The sequence below is a fragment of the Mesorhizobium sp. M1088 genome, from assembly GCF_040318575.1.
GTDB lineage: Bacteria > Pseudomonadota > Alphaproteobacteria > Rhizobiales > Rhizobiaceae > Mesorhizobium.
In genome coordinates, this window is the sequence record NZ_JAMYMO010000007.1 from 169,394 (window position 1) to 186,193 (window position 16,800).

The window sequence follows — 16,800 nt, forward strand, 5'->3', positions numbered from 1 at the left end:
TCACATATCGAATCCGCCCCTGCAGTACCGATCATCGCCCCATGGATCGTCACATGAGCCAAACCTGCCTGACCTTCCGCGACCTGACGCTGGGCTACAATAGCCATCCTGCGGTCCACCACCTCAATGGTACGATCCGCAAGGGATCGCTGACGGCGGTCGTCGGCGCCAACGGCTCCGGCAAGTCGACGCTGATGAAGGGCATTGTCGGCGTCCTGAAGCCGATGGCCGGCGCGGTGATCCGGGCGCCCGGCGTACGCGCCGCCTATCTGCCGCAGCAATCGGAGCTCGACCGCTCCTTTCCGGCCCGGGTCGTCGACCTGGTTTCGCTTGGCCTGTGGCCGCGGCGCGGCATGCTCGGCCGTTATACGAGGGAAGACCGCGACTCGGTCAGCAAGGCGCTGATGGCCGTCGGCCTCGGCGGCTTCGAGAAGCGGCCGATCGACACACTGTCGGGGGGCCAGCTGCAGCGCACGCTGTTTGCCCGCGTGCTGTTGCAGGATGCCGAGCTCATCCTGCTCGACGAGCCGTTCAACGCCGTCGATGCCAAGACGGTCGGCGACCTGATCGCGCTGATCAAGCGCTGGCACGGCGAGGAACGCACGATCATGGTTGTGGTCCACGATCTCGATCTGGTGCGGCAGAATTTCCCCGAAACACTGCTCCTGGCGCGCCAGCCGATCGCCTGGGGCGAGACCAGGGAGACGCTGCAGCCGGAGAATCTGTTGCGCGCGCGCCGCTTCCACGAAGCCTGGGAGGACAACGCGCCATGGTGTGAGCCCGGCGAGCATGATCACGAGCACAGTGGCCACGAGCACGGCCATGACCACGACCATTATCACGGCTCCGGGCCGAGGGCGGCATGATGGAGGTGCTTTACGGTCTGTTCGTCGCTCCTTTCGCCGACTACGCCTTCATGCAGCGGGCGCTTGCCGGTTCGATGATGCTGTCGCTCGGCGCCTGCCCGGTCGGCGTGTTCCTGATGCTGCGGCGCATGAGCCTGTCCGGCGATGCCATGGCGCATGCCATCCTGCCGGGTGCCGCCGCCGGCTTCCTGTTCTATGGCCTGGAGATCCTGCCGATGACCATCGGCGGACTGATCGCCGGCATCATCGTGGCGCTCGGCGCCGGCGCCGTCTCGCGCTTCACCATCCAGCGCGAGGACGCCTCCATGGCAGCCTTCTATCTGATTTCGCTGGCCATCGGCGTGCTCATGGTGTCGATCCGCGGCTCCAGCGTCGATCTCATGCATGTGCTCTTCGGCACCGTGCTGGCGCTCAACAACGAGGCGCTGACGCTGATCGGCGGCATCGTTGTGGTGACGCTGGTCAGCCTCGCCATCTTCTGGCGGGCGCTGGTCGCCGAATGCCTCGACCCTTTGTTCCTGCGCTCGGTCAGCCGGATGGGCAGCCCGGTGCATTTCATCTTTCTCGGCCTCGTCGTGCTCAACCTCGTCGGCGGCTTCCAGGCGCTCGGCACCTTGCTGTCGGTCGGGCTGATGATGCTGCCGGCGGCGGCGGCCCGCTTCTGGACCTCGCGCGTCGAGCCGATGTGCGTGCTGGCCACAGTAATCGGCTTTGCCTCCTGCATTGCCGGGCTGCTGTTGTCCTACCATGCGTCATTGCCGTCCGGCCCGGCCATCATCCTGTCCGCCGGCGTCGTCTATTTCGCCTCGATCCTGTTCGGCACGCGCGGCATCCTGCGCGCCCGCATCGTCCATCACCGCCACAGAACTGCCTGATCCCAACAAAGGAGAACCTAGTCCATGCTGAAATCGATCCGCGCCGCTTTGGCCGTGAGCGTTATAACATTAACCGCCTTTGGCGCATCTTCGGCCTTCGCAGAGCCTTTGAAGGTGGTCGCCAGCTTCACGATCATCGCCGATTTCGCCAAGAATGTCGGCGGCGACCGCATCGATCTGACCACCATCGTCGGGCCTGACGGCGACGCCCACGTCTACGAGCCGAGCCCCGCCGATGCTGTGACGATGGCCAAGGCCGACATCGTGCTGGTCAACGGCCTGCATTTCGAAGGTTTTCTGCAGCGCCTGGTCGACGCCAGCGCCACCAAGGCTTCGATTGCCGTGCTGACCAAGGGGGTCACGCCGATCAATTTCAAACCCGAATTCGCCGAGGCCGATGCCGCCGAAGGCGCGGAAACCGATGGCGGCAAGACGGTCACCGATCCGCATGCCTTCCAGTCGATCGCCAATGCCAAGATCTATGTGAAGAACATCGCCGACGCCTTTTGCACGGCCGACGCTGCGGGTTGCGACAGCTACAAGGCCAATGCAGCCGCCTATACGCAAAAGCTCGAGGCGCTTGAGGGCGAAGTGCAGGCGGCGATCCAGTCGATCCCGCAGGAGAAGCGCGTCGTCATCACCTCGCATGACGCCTTCGGCTATTTCGAGCAGGCCTACGGCTTGACGTTCCTGGCCCCGGAAGGCGTGTCGACCGAGTCGGAGCCCTCCGCCGCCGACGTCGCCAAGCTGGTCAGCCAGGTGAAGCAGGACAAGGCGGCGGCGATCTTCGTCGAGAACATCACCAACCCGCGGCTGATCGAGCAGATCGCCAGCGAGACCGGCATCAAGGTGGGCGGCACGCTCTATTCCGATGCGTTGTCGCAGCCCGACGGCCCGGCCGCGACCTATATCGACCTGATGCACAACAACATCGCCCAGATCAAAGGCGCGATCCTCGGCAGCTGAGCTGTCTAGTGACTCCATCCGGTCGGGCTGAAATCGCCCGGCCGGATTTCTATCTAATGGCGGTTGCCGACCGGGTCAGGGAGTGGCAAGACTGCCGCTAACCAGATTGCGAGGACACCGCCATGGAATACCGTCAGATCAGCGAGGACTATTCGGTCTCGGGCCAGATCCAGCCCGAGGATGTCGCGACCATCAAGGCCGCCGGCTTCAAGAGCGTGATCTGCAACCGGCCGGACGACGAGCAGCCCGGCCAGCCATCGGCCGACACCGTCAAAGCGGCGGTCGAGGGCGCCGGGCTCGCCTTCCGCTACATCCCTGTCATCAGCGGCCAGATCACCGCCGAGAATGTCGAAGACCAGGCCGAGGCGCTTGACGAACTCGAAAGCCCGGTCTTCGCCTATTGCCGCTCCGGCGCCCGCTGCACCAATCTCTATGGGCTGATCAAGCAGTCGAAGGGGTGAACGGCCTCACGTTCCGAGCGGAAGAAGTCAAGTTCCGCACTGTGGCGATCCTTCACACCCCCCTCTGTCCTGCCGGACATCTCCCCCTCAAGTGGGGAGATTGGATGTCGCGTTGGCTTTCGCCAATTTTCAGCGTTGCGGAGTGGGCAGCGAGGTCAGAGCTGCCAATCTCCCCATTTGAGGGGGAGATGGCCGGCAGGCCAGAGGGGGGTGCTGTCCTGGGTGCTGTCCCTCCGCCATATCTAACGAAAAGCCGTCTGGGCTAAATCGGCAGCGCGCCGGTTTCCTTCAATGTCTCGAGCACGATCGCCGTCTTCACATGCTGCACCGATTCGTGCGGCAGCAGCACGCCGTTGACGAACTCCGACAATGATTTGAGATCGGGCGTCACGACTTTCAATATGTAGTCCATCTCGCCGGTCAGCGCGTGCGCTTCCTGCACTTGCGGCAGCCGCGCCACCAGTTCGCCGAAACGCCGCGCATTGTCGCGGTTGTGGGTGGCGAGCGTCACCGAAATGACGTTGACCAGGGAAAAGCCGAGTTTGTCGCGGTCGAGCACCGCCCGGTAGCCCTTGATATAACCGTCCTCCTCCAGCCGCTGGCGACGGCGCGAGCATTGCGACGCTGACAGGTTCACCCGTTCCGACAGATCGTTGTTGGTCAGCCGTGCATCGCCCTGCAACAGAGCCATTATCTTGCGGTCAAACTGGTCGATGCGCGCGTCATCCATGGATTTTTCCAAACATATGCACAATTCACGCATTATCTGATCATTTCAAGCGTTTGAATGCAAGCACCATGCACCGCGTCCGCGTTATCATTGTGTTGAGATGGCTTTTCCCGGCCAACAACAGCTTTGGAGGACACTGCCATGGGTCCCTTCCCGCACGACGCACCGCCCGCCACGATCAGCAAAACCAATCCCGCCGGTACCGACGGCTTCGAGTTCGTCGAATTCGCGCATGCCGAGCCGGAAAAGCTCGCCGAGTTGTTCACCCGCATGGGCTATGTGCCGGTGGCCAAGCACCGCAGCAAGGACATCACCGTCTGGCGACAGGGCGACATCAACTATGTCGTCAATGCCGAACCCGGCTCGCATGCCATGAAATTCGTCGACAAGCACGGCCCTTGCGCCGCCTCGATGGCGTGGCGGGTGGTCGATGCAAGGCATGCCTTCGATCACGCGGTGGTCAAGGGCGCGACGCCCTATGAAGGCAACGATAAGACGCTCGATGTGCCGGCGATCGTCGGTATCGGCGGATCGCTGCTCTATTTCATCGAAACCTACGGCGAGAAGGGCTCGGCCTATGATGCCGAGTTCGACTGGCTGGGCGAGCGTGACCCCAGGCCGGAAGGCGTCGGCTTCTATTACCTCGACCACCTCACCCACAATGTCTATCGCGGCCAGATGGACAAATGGTGGGATTTCTATCGCGACCTGTTCGGCTTCAAGCAGATCCATTTCTTCGACATCGACGGCAAGATCACCGGCCTGGTCAGCCGCGCCATCACCTCGCCCTGCGGCAAGATCCGCATTCCGCTCAACGAGTCCAAGGACGAGACCAGCCAGATCGCCGAATATCTGAAGAAGTATAATGGCGAGGGCATCCAGCACATCGCCGTCGGCACCGACGACATCTACGGCGCCACCGACAGGCTGGCCGCCAACGGCCTGAAGTTCATGCCGGGCCCGCCGGAGACCTATTACGACATGTCTTATGCCCGCGTGAACGGCCATGAAGAGCCGATCGAACGTATGAAAAACCACGGCATCCTGATCGACGGCGAAGGCGTCGTCGACGGCGGCACGACCAAGATCCTGCTGCAGATCTTTTCCAGGACGGTGATCGGCCCGATCTTCTTCGAGTTCATCCAGAGAAAGGGCGACGAAGGCTTTGGCGAGGGCAATTTCCGCGCTTTGTTCGAATCGATCGAGCAGGACCAGATCAAGCGCGGCGTGCTGAAGGTGCAGGCGGCGGAGTAAGGCTGCACCGGACTTCTTGCGATTCGGTCAGTAGTAGCTCAGACTCTGGCCATGAACATTGCTATCGCAGAGGCCAAGGCAAGACTGTCGGAACTCGTCAGCCGCGCGGAAGCTGGCGAAGAGATTGTGATTACCCGTCGCGGCAAGGTTGCGGCGCGCCTCGTGCCGTTAGCCGTGCCCGAGTCCCTGCCTCGTGTCGGCGCCATGAAGGGCAAAATCAGGATTGCCGACGATTTTGACGAACTCGGTCCCGAATGGGACGGGTATGCCAAATGACGCTGTCACAGGCAAACGTCTATTTGGCGAGGCCGGCGGCTTTGCGCAGAATCTCGTTGATGCGGCTCTGCCAGCCGGGGCCGCCGGCACGAAAGCGGGCGACTACGTCACTGTCGAGACGGAGTGTTACCTGCTTCTTCGGATTATCGAGAGCCGGCCGGCCGCGCGAACGGCGAATGCTTTCGGCAAGCTCAGGGAACGCTTCGGCGAAAGGACGAGCGTTTCGAAAATCCTCCTCTGTCCATTCCGGATTCTCCGAAACGGCTTCCCAATCTTCTTTGCTGTAGCCGCGACCAGCTTCGAACTCGGTGCGCACCTTACGCTTTGCCATTGAACAATCTCCTTTCCGCGGGACTTGCCGGGCGCACCGAAATTATCGAGATGCCCTCGGAACCGAGCCGGGCAACCACCGCAACGATGCCATCGATGATCCCGCCAATTGCCGTGAGACGTCCGGCCTTGGCAGTGCGGATTGTCGAGGCAAGAAAAAACTCGTCACCAAGCGCCGCAAAATCCAAGCCGTGCCTGTCAATGTTGGCCAACCGTTTTGGTTCGTCCCAAACGATCTTCATCAGAATTTATGTACCTACAATAATTAAGTCAATAATTTTCGTAACTACAACTAATTGCGACCTTCGAGCACCAACCTCTCGACCTCGGCTTTCCTGAGTTTCAGATCATAATCGAGGAAAAACTCGTCGAGTTGCGGCGGTTTCACCGAGGTGCCGGACAGCATCGCGTGCACCTGGCCGCGATGATGGATGTCGTGGATGAAGAGATGGGCGAGCAGGTCGCCGATCCGTTCCGGTATCATGCCGTCCTCGCGCCGATCGGTGACGACGCGGCGCTCGAGATCGTCCGCCGACAGACGGTCGCAAAAGGCGATCAGCCGCCGGTCGGCCTCCGTCCGCTTGCCAAAGAGCGCGTCCGCTTCGTCGAAGAGCAAGAACTCATCGTAGACCGCGGCGCCGACGCCGCCCTCTTCGAGAAAATCGAGATAGAGGTGATCGACCGCCAGGATGTGGTTCAGCGTTGCCTTGATCGACGGAAAGAAGCTCGTCCGTTCGGCTTCGAATTCGCCGGGCCCAAGCTGCAGCACGGCGCGGTAGAGCCGGTCGTTGGACCACAGATTGTTGGCTGCCATGCGCCGGAAATGGTTCAGCAGGTCCATGACTTCACGGCGCGACCCGGAATAGCGACACACCCGCCCATAGAAGCGCAAACCCAGCCAAAACAATCAGCAGCAGCCCGATCATGTGCCGCCGCATGGCTTGCGTTTCCTGGTCCAGCGCGACATTCGTGTTGGTGACGGTGTGAAACATCATCGCCTTGCGCGGAAAGCCGCTGCGGTTGGTCAGGCCTGGCGAGCGCGCCTCGATGCGATAGCTCAGGCGGATCGCCAGGATGAAGATCGCCAGCATGACAAGGGCCCAGACACCGCACAGCAGATAGAATGTCTCGCCCGTCATTCTCTTGCCCCCTCGTACTTCTCGACCCTCTGCTCGATGGCGCCGAAGATCGAATGCCCACCCCTGTCCTTCATCTCGATGCGCACGCTATCGCCAAAGCGCAGGAACGGCGTTTTCGGTTCGCCGGTTTCGATGGTCTCGATCATACGCAGCTCGGCGACGCAGGAATAGCCGGCGCCGCCCGCCGAGACAGGCTTGCCCGGCCCGCCGTCGAGCTTGTTGGAGACGGTGCCCGAACCGACGATGGTGCCGGTGGCCAGCGGCCGCGTTTTTGCGGCGTGAACAATCAGCGCCGGAAAGTCGAAGGTCATGTCGATGCCGGCGTTCGCCCGGCCGAACGGCTTGCCGTTGAGATCGACCAGCAGCGGCAGGCTGACCTTGCCGCCGTCCCAGGCATCGCCCAGCTCGTCCGGCGTCACCGCAACCGGCGAAAAGGCCGATGACGGTTTCGACTGGAAGAAACCGAACCCCTTGGCGAGTTCAGGTGCGGTGAGGCCGCGCAGCGTCACGTCGTTGACCAGCAAGACCAGCCGGATCGCCGCCCTCGCCTCGTCGAGGCTTGCGCCCATCGGCACATCGTCGATTATGACCGCGACCTCTCCTTCCATATCGATGCCCAAGGCCTCGTCGGCCATCCGGATCGGGTCGCGCGGTGCGAGAAAGGAGTCTGAGCCGCCCTGGTAGATCAGCGGGTCGGTCCAGAAGCTTGGCGGCATCTCGACGCCGCGCGCCTTTCGCACCAGTTCGACGTGGTTCACATAGGCCGAGCCGTCAGCCCATTGATAGGCCCGCGGCAGCGGCGAATGGGCGTCGTGCTCGTGAAAGCGGGCGGACGGCACCGCATTATTCTCCAGCGATTCGGCCATCGCAGCGAGATGGGGGGCGATGCGATGCCAGTCGTCGAGTGCGGCCTGCAGCGTGCGCACCAGGAACGAAGCATCGGTAAACCGCGTCAGGTCGCGCGAGACGACGACGAGCTTTCCATCGCGCGTTCCGTCCTTCAATGTGGCAAGCTTCATGCGTCCTCCCTATGCGTTTATTCGTAGTATTTGCCGGCATAGATAATTCTGGCCGCGGCTCTCCAGGGATTGTCATTTGCCAGCAACGCCGGGTCGCCGCGCCGACTGTCTTCGGTCCAGGTGACGGCCCAGGCGACTGCCGATTCGAGAAAGGTGCTGATCGAGCCGTTGTACCAACCGTTCCAGCCGGGATCGGATGGTCCCGGCATCGCAGTCTCCTTGCGGTCGGCGTCTTCCCGATCCCTCCTCAACGCATCGAGGAACCGGACAAAAGACGGCAAGTCTTCCACTCTGTCGAGAAACAAGGAGAGCTGCGCCCAGGATGTCTCCTCGGATTTGCCCACCTCTTCCCAAAGCTTGTCTTTGGTCACGTCTCACTCCCAAGCCCCACAACAAGGCCGTCGCGGGCGATCGTCAAGTCGCCGGCCCATGTTTTCCTGACGGCGGCAATCCAGTCGGCTTCGCCGATCTCGGGATCGTCGGCCGGAATGAGGTGGTTGACGACCAGTCTTTTGACGCCTGCGTCGCTGGCGATGCGGCCCGCCTCCTCGGCAAAGCTGTGGCTGGCAAGCAGGTGTTCCCTCAGCCTTGCGCCGTTGCCGGTCTTCGCGACCAGCCGCTCGATACCCACTTCCAGCATGGCCTCGTGGACCAGAATGTCGGCGCCCTCGGCGAAATCCGCCAATGGCGGAAAGAACGCCGTATCCGACGAAAAGACGATGCCTTGCCCCGCATGATCGAAGCGCAGCGCAAAGCAATCCGTCACCGGCGGGTGGTCGACGCGCAGCGCCGATATTTTGAGACCGCGCTCTTCGGCCACCTGGCCTTCACCAAATTCGACGATCGAAACCTGGTCGCGGAGATCCGGCCTGCCTTCATCGGCGATGCGGATCTCGATATCGAATTCCATTGCCTGGCAAAAGCGCTGCCAATAATGGCCGATGCCGGGCGGGCCGAACAAAGTGACGGGCGCCGCCAGGCCGGCGGTCCAGGCGGTGTGGATGAGAGGTCCGAGTTCCAGAACATGGTCGGAGTGCAAATGCGTGATGAAGATCAGGTCGAGCGCCTTCAGGCTGATGCCGGCATCGGTCAGCCCGCGCGTTACGCCCAGCCCGCAATCGACGACGATGGTGCGGCCGCCAATCTCCAGCAGCGACGAACTCGGCCACGGGCCGCCCGGCCGCAGCGCCGGGCCACCCTTCGAACCCAGAAGCACCAGACGATCCGTCATACGACGGCGCTCAAGACCAGTCGCCCTCTGGCGTGCCGTTGAAGCGCTTCTTCAGGCCGGCCCAGCAGTCGATGTAGTTGTCCTGCCGGGTTTCGAGCTCGGCGCCATAGCGGGTCACCATCTGCGGAAAGCGTGTCTCGAACATGAAGGCCATGGTGTTGTCGAGCTTGACCGGTTTCAGCTCCGCGCGCGAGGCTTTTTCGAAGCCAGACGCATCGGGTCCGTGAGCCAGCATCATGTTGTGCAGGCTGATGCCGCCCGGCACGAAGCCCTCTTCCTTGGCATCGTACTGACCATGAATCAGGCCCATGAACTCGCTCATGATGTTGCGGTGATACCAGGGCGGGCGGAAAGTGTTTTCCGCCACAAGCCAGCGCGGCGGGAAGATGACGAAATCGATATTGGCGGTGCCTTCCTCGCCGCTCGGCGCGGTCAGCACGGTGAAGATCGACGGATCGGGGTGGTCGAACAGGATCGCACCGACCGGCGAAAAGGTCGCAAGATCATATTTGTAGGGCGAATAATTGCCGTGCCACGCCACCACATCCAGCGGCGAATGGTCGATTTCGGTGACATGGAACTGGCCACACCATTTCGCGATCAGCCGACAGGGCGTGTCCTTGTCCTCGAACCAGGCGCAGGGCGTCTTGAAATCGCGCGGATTGGCCAGGCAATTGGCGCCGATCGGGCCGCGATCCGGCAGCGTCAGCTTGGCGCCGTAATTTTCGCAGACATAGCCGCGCACTTGCGGATCGACCAGTTCGACCTTGAACACCAGGCCGCGCGGCAGCACGGCAATCTCGCCCGGCCTGAGTTCGATAACACCCATCTCGGTGACGAAGCGCAAGGCTCCAACCTGGGGCACGACCAGCAACTCGCCGTCGGCGTTGAAGAAATGATCGTCGACCATCGAGCGATTGGCGACATAGACGTGTGCCGCCATGCCGGTCTGGCCGAGCACGTCGCCGGCGGTGGTGATCGAGCGCATGCCGGCGATGAAATCGGTCGGTTCCTTCGGCATCGGCACGGGGCTCCAGCGATACTGGCCGAGTGCGAGCTGATGGTCGCCGACGTTCGGCGCGCTTTTCCAAAGCGGATAATTCGCCGCTTTGAAGCGACCGGTGTGCCTGACGCTCGGCCTTATCCGATAAAGCCAGGAGCGCTCATTGGTGCCGCGCGGCGCGGTGAAAGGAGAGCCCGAAAGCTGCTCGGCATAGAGGCCGTAGGCCGGCCGCTGCGGCGAGTTTCGCCCTTGCGGCAGCGAGCCCGGCAGAGTCTCGGTCTCGAAGTCGTTGCCGAAACCCGGCATGTAGGAATAGGCCATGGAATCCTCCCGAATTCATGGTCTCGGAGCATCGTTTGCGCATCCGCAAGGATGCTCCGAGTTGACCATACCGGTTTCATTTGTAACCATTGAAAATGTAACCATCAACGGTGATTTCGGCATGAGCCGCCAGCATGCCAGTCAGGGCCAACCATGGAAATCCTCGAGCTGGAATCCTTCCTGCCTTACCGGCTCTATCGGCTTGCCGATGCCGTCAGCCGCGAATTCTCAAGGATATACAAGGACCGCCACGGCCTGACCCGGCCCGAATGGCGCACGCTTGCGGGACTTGGACAGCACGGCACGATGACGGCGACGGCGCTCGGCGAGCAATCGGCCATGCACAAGACCAAGGTTTCGCGCGCGGTCGCCGAACTCGAGCGGCGCCGCTGGCTGACCCGCACGCCAGACGAGAAAGACCGTCGCGTCGAGCATCTGACGCTGACCAAAGCGGGGCTTGCCGCCTATCGCGAAATGGTGCCGCTGGCGAAGGAGTTCGAGCGGGAGCTGCTGGAGAGGCTTGGTGCGGAAGAGCGGGCGGCGATTGTCAGTGGGGTAGCGGCGCTGGAGGCAAAACTCACAGTGGGTTGAAATCCTCCATGGGTTTGACCGTCGTAGAAATCAGATCGCTATTGCGGCAGGTAACGCTCCTAGACCGTAGTAGGCGCGTTCGGCTACAATGAAGCCTCTGACACGGCTTCGAAATGCTATCGGACCATCGATGTAGCCCAAGAGAAGCTGCGCCTGCGAAGCCGCATGTCTCTGAGCGCTTTCAAACAGCCGCCTTGCCGTTTCAAAATCACCAGCCAAACCGGCCGCCACCCCGGCGTGGAAGGCCGCCCACTCGCCGTAGGCGCCCGGCTGCAATTCATTCACGAGGATTGTCGCTGTCGCCTGCACGGAAGGGAACATTGATCGGTGAACCCGATCGATTTCGACGGCCTTCTTGGCCATTTGATCAACCGCGAGCAGAAACTGTGCCGGGCTCTCGAACGGAACGAACTGTCCAATGCGCTGAGGACGATCGAAGGTAACTGTTTCAGGGAGCGAACCCCAGAGCCAGTGGACTGCTACGTTAAGGTAAGTGCCTTTGGACCAAGAGCTGGGCTGGAACTCGACTACACTTAGCCAGAAGCCGCGATCGGCGATCCAGATTCGAGACTTCCCTTTGCGTTGAAATCCGGCGGGCTTCAGTACGATCTTTGCCTGCGAGGCAATGATGCGACCGTGCTCACTATCCGCCATCTTGCACCCCTATATGCCTCACCAATCCATCACCACCTTGCCGGAATTGCCACTCTTCATCGCCTCAAATCCCGAAATATAGTCGTCGATGCCGATGCGGTGGGTGATCAGGCCGCTGACATCGAGAGGACCCTGCACCAGCGCGATCATCTTGTACCAGGTCTCGAACATCTCGCGGCCGTAGATGCCTTTCAGATGCAGCATCTTGAAGATGACCTTGTTCCAGTCGATCTCGAAGCCGGTCGGCGCGATGCCGAGAATGGCAATCTTGCCGCCATTGTTCATGGTGTCGATCATGTCGCGGAAGGCAGGTGCGGCACCCGACATTTCGAGGCCGACGTCAAAACCCTCGGTCATCCCGAGCGCCGGCATGACGTCGCGCAGCTTTTCCTTCGACGCATCGACGACATGCTGGACGCCGAGCTTTTTCGCCAGTGCCAGGCGCACCGGGTTGATGTCGGTGATGACCACTTTTCGCGCGCCGACGCACTGCGCCACCAGTGCACCCATGATGCCGATCGGCCCGGCGCCGGTGACCAGCACGTCCTCGCCGACCAGATCGAAAGACAAGGCCGTGTGGACGGCATTGCCCAGGGGATCGAAGATGGCGGCGATCTCGTCCGGCACATCGTCGGGGATGGGCACGACATTGTGCTGCGGGATCGCAAGGTATTCGCCAAAGGCGCCCGGCCGGTTGACGCCGACGCCGAGCGTGTTGCGGCACAGATGCCCCCTGCCCGCCCGGCAGTTGCGGCAATGGCCGCAGACGATATGGCCTTCTCCGGAAACCCGCTGGCCGAGTTTGTACTCGGTCACCGCCGTGCCGAAATCGGCGACGGTTCCGACGAATTCGTGGCCGGTTACCATCGGCACCGGCACGGTCTTTTGCGCCCACTGGTCCCAATTGTAGATGTGTACGTCGGTGCCGCAGATCGCCGTCTTCCTGATCTTGATCAGCACGTCGTTCGGACCGATTTCCGGCACCGGCACTTCTTCCATCCAGATGCCCGGCTCGGCCTTGGCCTTGACCAGCGCCTTCATCATGTTCGACATTCTTTTGTCCCCAGAACCTTAGTCGCTTGAATCTCTTGATCCGGCCGCTCAGGAAATCACGCCGAGTTCGCGACCGACTGCGGCGAACGCCTCAACCGCGCGTTCGATGTCGGCGCCGGAATGGGCGGCCGACATCTGCGTGCGGATGCGCGCCTGGCCCTTCGGCACCACCGGGAACGAGAAGCCGATGACATAGATGCCGCGCTTCAGCATCCGCGCCGCCACTTCCTGCGCCAGCGTCGCGTCGCCCAGCATCACCGGGATGATCGGATGGTCAGCGCCGGCCAGAGTAAAACCGAGCTTGCCCATCTCGGAGCGAAACCGCGCCGCATTGGCATATAGGCGCTGGCGCAATGCATCGCCATTGCGGATCATCTCGAAAACCCGGATCGAAGCGCCAGCGATCGCCGGCATCAGCGTGTTGGAAAACAGATAGGGGCGCGAGCGCTGGCGCAGCCAGTCGACCACCTGCTTCCTGCCCGACGTGTAGCCGCCGGACGCGCCACCCAATGCCTTGCCCAGCGTACCGGTGATGATGTCCACCCTGCCCTCGACGCCGCAATGTTCGGCCGAGCCACGGCCGTTCCTGCCGACGAAGCCAACAGCATGGCTGTCGTCGACCATGACCATCGCATCGTATTTGTCGGCGAGGTCGCAGACGCCTTTCAGATTGGCGATGATGCCATCCATCGAGAACACGCCGTCGGTGGCGATCAGCCGGAACCGACAGTCGCGCGCCTCTTTCAACCGCGCTTCCAGATCGGCCATGTCGTTGTTGGCGTAGCGGAAGCGCTTTGCCTTCGACAGCCGTACCCCGTCGATGATCGAGGCGTGGTTCAGCGCATCGGAGATGACCGCATCCTCCTCGCCGAGCAGCGTCTCGAACAGGCCGCCATTGGCGTCGAAGCAGGAGCCGTAGAGGATGGTGTCCTCCATGCCGAGGAAGTCAGAAATGGTCGCCTCGAGCTGCTTGTGTTCTTCCTGCGTGCCGCAGATGAAGCGCACGGATGCCATGCCGTAGCCGTACCGGTCGAGCGCCTGCTTGGCCGCCTCGCGCAGTTCGGCGCTGTCGGCGAGGCCGAGATAATTGTTGGCGCAGAAATTCAGCACCTTCTCGCCGCCGACCTCGATCTCGGCCGATTGGGTCGAGGTTATCACCCGTTCGGATTTGTAAAGGCCGGCCGATTTCAGTCCTTCAAGCTCGCTGTCGATGTGGGAAAGGAATGCTTCGGTCATGATCAGGCCCTGTTGAGATCGATGAGGACTGTCGCGCCGCGCGGACGAAAAATCCATCGCAAAAGCGACCGCTTCGGTGGCGGCAATGGCACGGCAGAGGCCACGATGTTCAAATGCGGAGGCGCCGCGAAAGATTGCAATAACCACTTTGCGGGTTTCTCGCCACGGTCGCCGCCGCCGGCATGCTGCCGTCCCAAACCTGTTAACACTTTGAAGCCAAAGGTTGTCGCACAAGAATTCGTTGGCGAGAGGGCCGCCTCAGAAAATGTCACAGCAGCCGGTGCACGCCGTTTCGGGCAGGCTCATACTCCTGATCAAATCCGGCTACTGGCTGGCTCTGCTGATCATCGCCGCCATGGTCGTGGCCTCCTTCATCCTGCTGCAGCAGATGATGGCGGCCCAGCAGCACAACCAGGCACTGCTCGATGTGGTCAGCACACAAAAAGCCCTATCGCAGCGCATCGTCTTCCTTGCCGGCGCCACCGGTACCGCCTCACGCGACCAGCAGCCGGCCCTGGTTAGCGCGCTCAAGCAAGCGACGGTGGAGTTCGAGGAGAACTACGATCTGCTGCTCGAACGGACCGCCGCCGATCCGGCGTCGCCGGCAAGGTTCGATCCGAGATCGATCGAGAGCGTACTTTTCGCCAAGCCGTACCATCTCGACTATTTCTCGGTCGGGCTTATCGCCAACGGCGAACGCCTGATCTCGTCATTCGAATCGCGGCTCAACATGGCCGGCAATGGTGGCTACAAAGGCGGAGAGGAGCGCGTCAACCTGAACGCTTCCATTGCCAACGCAACATTGTCGGGCTATGCCGCACTTGGCCAGCGCATCAGTGCCTTTGCAGACCAGCGATCCGAAACACTTCTCGATCTTAACCGCACATTGTTCTACTCGACCATCGGCGTCATCGTGCTGGTGGCGCTTTTCATTTTCAGGCCAATGTCGAATGCCATCCTGCGCAGGACGCGCGAGCTGGTCGATGCGCGCAATTCCATGGCCTTTATCGCCGTGCATGACGGGCTAACCGGCCTGCACAACCGCACCTTTTTGACCGAGCATTTCGATACGCTGATCAATGCCGCGCGGCGACGGCGTGAACGGGTTGCCGTGGTGCAGTTCGATCTCGACCGGTTCAAGCAGATCAACGACACGTTCGGCCACGCCGCCGGCGATTATGTGCTGGTGGCGGCTGCGCAGCGCATGCGTGATTCGTGCCGTACGTCGGATCTCAACGTGCGGCTCGGCGGCGATGAATTCGTCATGATTCTCAACGGTGCCGGCAGCACCGAGGACATCGATACCGTCGCCCGGCGCATCCTGACCAAGCTCAACAAGCCGATCGTCTTTCGAGGCACGACAATCCATCCGGGCGTAAGTGCCGGGATTGCGGTCTACCCTGTCGACGCCGACAATGCGCAGGATCTGCTCGTCCATGCCGATCTGGCGCTGTATTCCGCCAAGAAGCAGGGCGGCGGCAGCTTGTCGTTCTTCTCCGAGGAGCTGAGGCACGAACTCGATTATCGCAAGCAGCTCGAGCTCGATATCAGGACCGCTATCTCGGAGAAGGCGTTCGAAGTCTATTTCCAGCCGCAAGTCTCGCTGTCGGACGGCGCCATCAGCGGCATCGAGGCTCTGGTTCGCTGGAGACATGCCGAGCGCGGCATGATCGCGCCGGGCGAGTTCATTCCGATAGCGGAAAAATGCGGTCTCATGCCCGAGATCGGCCGCATCGTCATCGCCAAGGCGATCGACGAAGCAGCCGAATGGAACCGCGCAGGCATCGCCTTCGGACGGATCGCCGTCAATGTATCCGGCTCGGAGCTGCGCGAGACAGATTTCGAAGTCTTCCTGTTCGACATGCTGGAGAGGGCTGGCCTGCCAGCGCACAAACTGTCGCTGGAGATCGTCGAATCCGTCATCCTCGACGACGAGAAGACCGGTATCGCGGCAAAGCTGCGGCACATTCGCGCCGCCGGCATCCATCTCGAGCTCGATGATTTTGGCACCGGCTACGCATCGCTCAGCCATGTCAATCCAAACGAGATCGATCGGCTGAAGATCGACCGCCGGTTCGTCCAGAACATCAACGAGAACAGCGGCAACACCAAGATCGTGCGTGCCCTCACCGAGCTCGCCCGCGGTCTCGGCATCTCGATCGTTGCCGAGGGCGCCGAAACCGAAGCCGAGCTCGACTCGCTGATGGCGATCGGCTGCGACCAGGTGCAAGGCTATTCCATCGCTTTCCCGATGCCGCCGGACAGCGTGCGCGAATGGCTGGTGGCGCGAACGCCCAAGAAGGCCAGGCTGACGGTGCTGCAGGGCTGCCGGGCGTAGGAAAGTCGGAACTACTGCAATGGCGGCAGGTTTCTCAGCGGATTGAGCATCGGCACCCCAAGTGGTGCGAAATGACGCTCGTTATCCGTCAGTATCACCAGGCCGTGAACCTCGGCCGTAGCAGCAATCGCTATATCTTCAAATCCCGGCCGATGAGCCCTTGCGCGATCAAGAATAGAACCCGCGGCATGCGCGGCTCGCAAATCGAAGGGCAGAATCCTTGCCCCGTAAAGGTGCTCGACTGCCTGCCACCAGTCGCGTAGCAGCGCGGCCTTTGTGGTCGCGCCGTCGCGCTCCGCCTTCGCTATCCCCGCCGCGATTTCGGACGCAGTCACAACGGATAGGAACAGGTATTCGCTCGCCATATCGAGCCATGCCATCAGCGCCGCCCGATCAACCTTCCTGGCTGGAGCCATTGCCGAGATGATGTTGGTGTCCAGCAGAAACATCAGGGCTG

At 61.7% G+C, this 16,800-nt stretch carries 21 protein-coding genes; 8 read left to right on the plus strand and 13 right to left on the minus strand.

All coding sequences use genetic code 11. The annotated features are described in order from the left end of the window. Positions 1 to 53 precede the first annotated feature (53 nt). From aztA to NKH49_RS11765, 4 genes are all read left to right on the plus strand, one after another. Positions 54 to 866: a zinc ABC transporter ATP-binding protein AztA gene (gene aztA / locus NKH49_RS11750; protein ID WP_352900776.1), complete on the plus strand. Its 813-nt coding sequence runs from the start codon at positions 54 to 56 to the stop codon at positions 864 to 866. Next, positions 866 to 1,741 (plus strand): zinc ABC transporter permease AztB, encoded by an 876-nt coding sequence (aztB, locus tag NKH49_RS11755; protein WP_352457155.1) that lies wholly within the window; start codon positions 866 to 868, stop codon positions 1,739 to 1,741. The genes aztA and aztB overlap by 1 nt, the downstream gene beginning before the upstream one ends. A gap of 24 nt (positions 1,742 to 1,765) precedes the next feature. After that, positions 1,766 to 2,707: a zinc ABC transporter substrate-binding protein AztC gene (aztC, locus tag NKH49_RS11760; RefSeq protein ID WP_352473647.1), complete on the plus strand. Its 942-nt coding sequence runs from the start codon at positions 1,766 to 1,768 to the stop codon at positions 2,705 to 2,707. A 122-nt stretch (positions 2,708 to 2,829) separates the two neighbouring features. Beyond that, on the plus strand, positions 2,830 to 3,168 hold the full coding sequence (locus tag NKH49_RS11765) for a protein tyrosine phosphatase family protein (RefSeq protein WP_352473646.1): 339 nt from the start codon (positions 2,830 to 2,832) through the stop codon (positions 3,166 to 3,168). A gap of 262 nt (positions 3,169 to 3,430) precedes the next feature. Here NKH49_RS11765 and NKH49_RS11770 read toward each other — a convergent pair whose 3' ends face one another. Then, positions 3,431 to 3,898, minus strand: a complete 468-nt coding sequence (locus NKH49_RS11770; RefSeq protein ID WP_352525401.1) for an Lrp/AsnC family transcriptional regulator — start codon at positions 3,896 to 3,898, stop codon at positions 3,431 to 3,433. A gap of 141 nt (positions 3,899 to 4,039) precedes the next feature. Here NKH49_RS11770 and hppD point away from each other — a divergent pair, with 141 nt between their 5' ends. Together hppD and NKH49_RS11780 are read left to right on the plus strand one after the other, a co-directional pair. After that, the gene (gene hppD, locus NKH49_RS11775; RefSeq protein WP_352926164.1) at positions 4,040 to 5,152 is read left to right on the plus strand and encodes a 4-hydroxyphenylpyruvate dioxygenase; all 1,113 of its coding nucleotides are present in this window, start codon (positions 4,040 to 4,042) and stop codon (positions 5,150 to 5,152) included. A 51-nt stretch (positions 5,153 to 5,203) separates the two neighbouring features. Continuing rightward, on the plus strand, positions 5,204 to 5,428 hold the full coding sequence (locus tag NKH49_RS11780; protein ID WP_352636607.1) for a type II toxin-antitoxin system Phd/YefM family antitoxin: 225 nt from the start codon (positions 5,204 to 5,206) through the stop codon (positions 5,426 to 5,428). Positions 5,429 to 5,447: 19 nt separating this feature from the next. Here the strand turns inward: NKH49_RS11780 and NKH49_RS11785 are convergent, their stop codons facing one another. Genes NKH49_RS11785 through hmgA form a run of 8 tightly spaced genes read right to left on the minus strand, consistent with a single transcriptional unit; the run spans position 5,448 to position 10,471 of the window. Next, positions 5,448 to 5,759: a BrnA antitoxin family protein gene (locus NKH49_RS11785; RefSeq protein ID WP_352457131.1), complete on the minus strand. Its 312-nt coding sequence runs from the start codon at positions 5,757 to 5,759 to the stop codon at positions 5,448 to 5,450. Continuing rightward, complete coding sequence (locus NKH49_RS11790; RefSeq protein ID WP_352926166.1) at positions 5,746 to 6,000, minus strand: BrnT family toxin; 255 nt, start codon at positions 5,998 to 6,000, stop codon at positions 5,746 to 5,748. Before NKH49_RS11790 ends, NKH49_RS11785 begins: the two co-directional genes overlap by 14 nt. Before the next feature lie 50 nt (positions 6,001 to 6,050). Then, complete coding sequence (locus NKH49_RS11795; RefSeq protein ID WP_352926168.1) at positions 6,051 to 6,599, minus strand: DinB family protein; 549 nt, start codon at positions 6,597 to 6,599, stop codon at positions 6,051 to 6,053. A gap of 4 nt (positions 6,600 to 6,603) precedes the next feature. Further along, positions 6,604 to 6,897 carry a hypothetical protein gene (locus NKH49_RS11800; protein WP_352617748.1) on the minus strand — a complete coding sequence of 98 codons (294 nt, stop codon included), beginning with the start codon at positions 6,895 to 6,897 and terminating at the stop codon, positions 6,604 to 6,606. Continuing rightward, complete coding sequence (locus tag NKH49_RS11805; protein WP_352617751.1) at positions 6,894 to 7,916, minus strand: fumarylacetoacetate hydrolase family protein; 1,023 nt, start codon at positions 7,914 to 7,916, stop codon at positions 6,894 to 6,896. The genes NKH49_RS11800 and NKH49_RS11805 overlap by 4 nt, the downstream gene beginning before the upstream one ends. Before the next feature lie 17 nt (positions 7,917 to 7,933). Next, positions 7,934 to 8,287 carry a hypothetical protein gene (locus tag NKH49_RS11810; protein ID WP_352682142.1) on the minus strand — a complete coding sequence of 118 codons (354 nt, stop codon included), beginning with the start codon at positions 8,285 to 8,287 and terminating at the stop codon, positions 7,934 to 7,936. Beyond that, positions 8,284 to 9,147: an MBL fold metallo-hydrolase gene (locus tag NKH49_RS11815; protein ID WP_352926171.1), complete on the minus strand. Its 864-nt coding sequence runs from the start codon at positions 9,145 to 9,147 to the stop codon at positions 8,284 to 8,286. Before NKH49_RS11815 ends, NKH49_RS11810 begins: the two co-directional genes overlap by 4 nt. Before the next feature lie 10 nt (positions 9,148 to 9,157). Further along, a complete protein-coding gene (hmgA, locus tag NKH49_RS11820; RefSeq protein WP_352501450.1) occupies positions 9,158 to 10,471 on the minus strand; it encodes a homogentisate 1,2-dioxygenase in 1,314 nt (437 codons plus the stop codon). A gap of 153 nt (positions 10,472 to 10,624) precedes the next feature. Between hmgA and NKH49_RS11825 the strand changes: the two genes are divergently transcribed. Then, on the plus strand, positions 10,625 to 11,062 hold the full coding sequence (locus NKH49_RS11825) for a MarR family winged helix-turn-helix transcriptional regulator (RefSeq protein ID WP_352473669.1): 438 nt from the start codon (positions 10,625 to 10,627) through the stop codon (positions 11,060 to 11,062). Positions 11,063 to 11,092: 30 nt separating this feature from the next. Here the strand turns inward: NKH49_RS11825 and NKH49_RS11830 are convergent, their stop codons facing one another. Genes NKH49_RS11830 through NKH49_RS11840 form a run of 3 tightly spaced genes read right to left on the minus strand, consistent with a single transcriptional unit; the run spans position 11,093 to position 14,005 of the window. Continuing rightward, positions 11,093 to 11,716: a DUF4304 domain-containing protein gene (locus tag NKH49_RS11830; RefSeq protein ID WP_352926173.1), complete on the minus strand. Its 624-nt coding sequence runs from the start codon at positions 11,714 to 11,716 to the stop codon at positions 11,093 to 11,095. Between the two features lie 18 nt (positions 11,717 to 11,734). Continuing rightward, the gene (gene tdh / locus NKH49_RS11835) at positions 11,735 to 12,769 is read right to left on the minus strand and encodes an L-threonine 3-dehydrogenase (protein ID WP_352452270.1); all 1,035 of its coding nucleotides are present in this window, start codon (positions 12,767 to 12,769) and stop codon (positions 11,735 to 11,737) included. A gap of 48 nt (positions 12,770 to 12,817) precedes the next feature. Then, positions 12,818 to 14,005 carry a glycine C-acetyltransferase gene (locus NKH49_RS11840; RefSeq protein WP_352473632.1) on the minus strand — a complete coding sequence of 396 codons (1,188 nt, stop codon included), beginning with the start codon at positions 14,003 to 14,005 and terminating at the stop codon, positions 12,818 to 12,820. A 265-nt stretch (positions 14,006 to 14,270) separates the two neighbouring features. Between NKH49_RS11840 and NKH49_RS11845 the strand changes: the two genes are divergently transcribed. After that, on the plus strand, positions 14,271 to 16,343 hold the full coding sequence (locus NKH49_RS11845) for a putative bifunctional diguanylate cyclase/phosphodiesterase (RefSeq protein ID WP_352926176.1): 2,073 nt from the start codon (positions 14,271 to 14,273) through the stop codon (positions 16,341 to 16,343). 11 nt (positions 16,344 to 16,354) lie between these two features. On the opposite strand, the gene NKH49_RS11850 is transcribed toward NKH49_RS11845, so the two are convergent. Further along, a complete protein-coding gene (locus NKH49_RS11850; protein ID WP_352473630.1) occupies positions 16,355 to 16,792 on the minus strand; it encodes a type II toxin-antitoxin system VapC family toxin in 438 nt (145 codons plus the stop codon). Between the last annotated feature and the right edge of the window lie 8 nt (positions 16,793 to 16,800).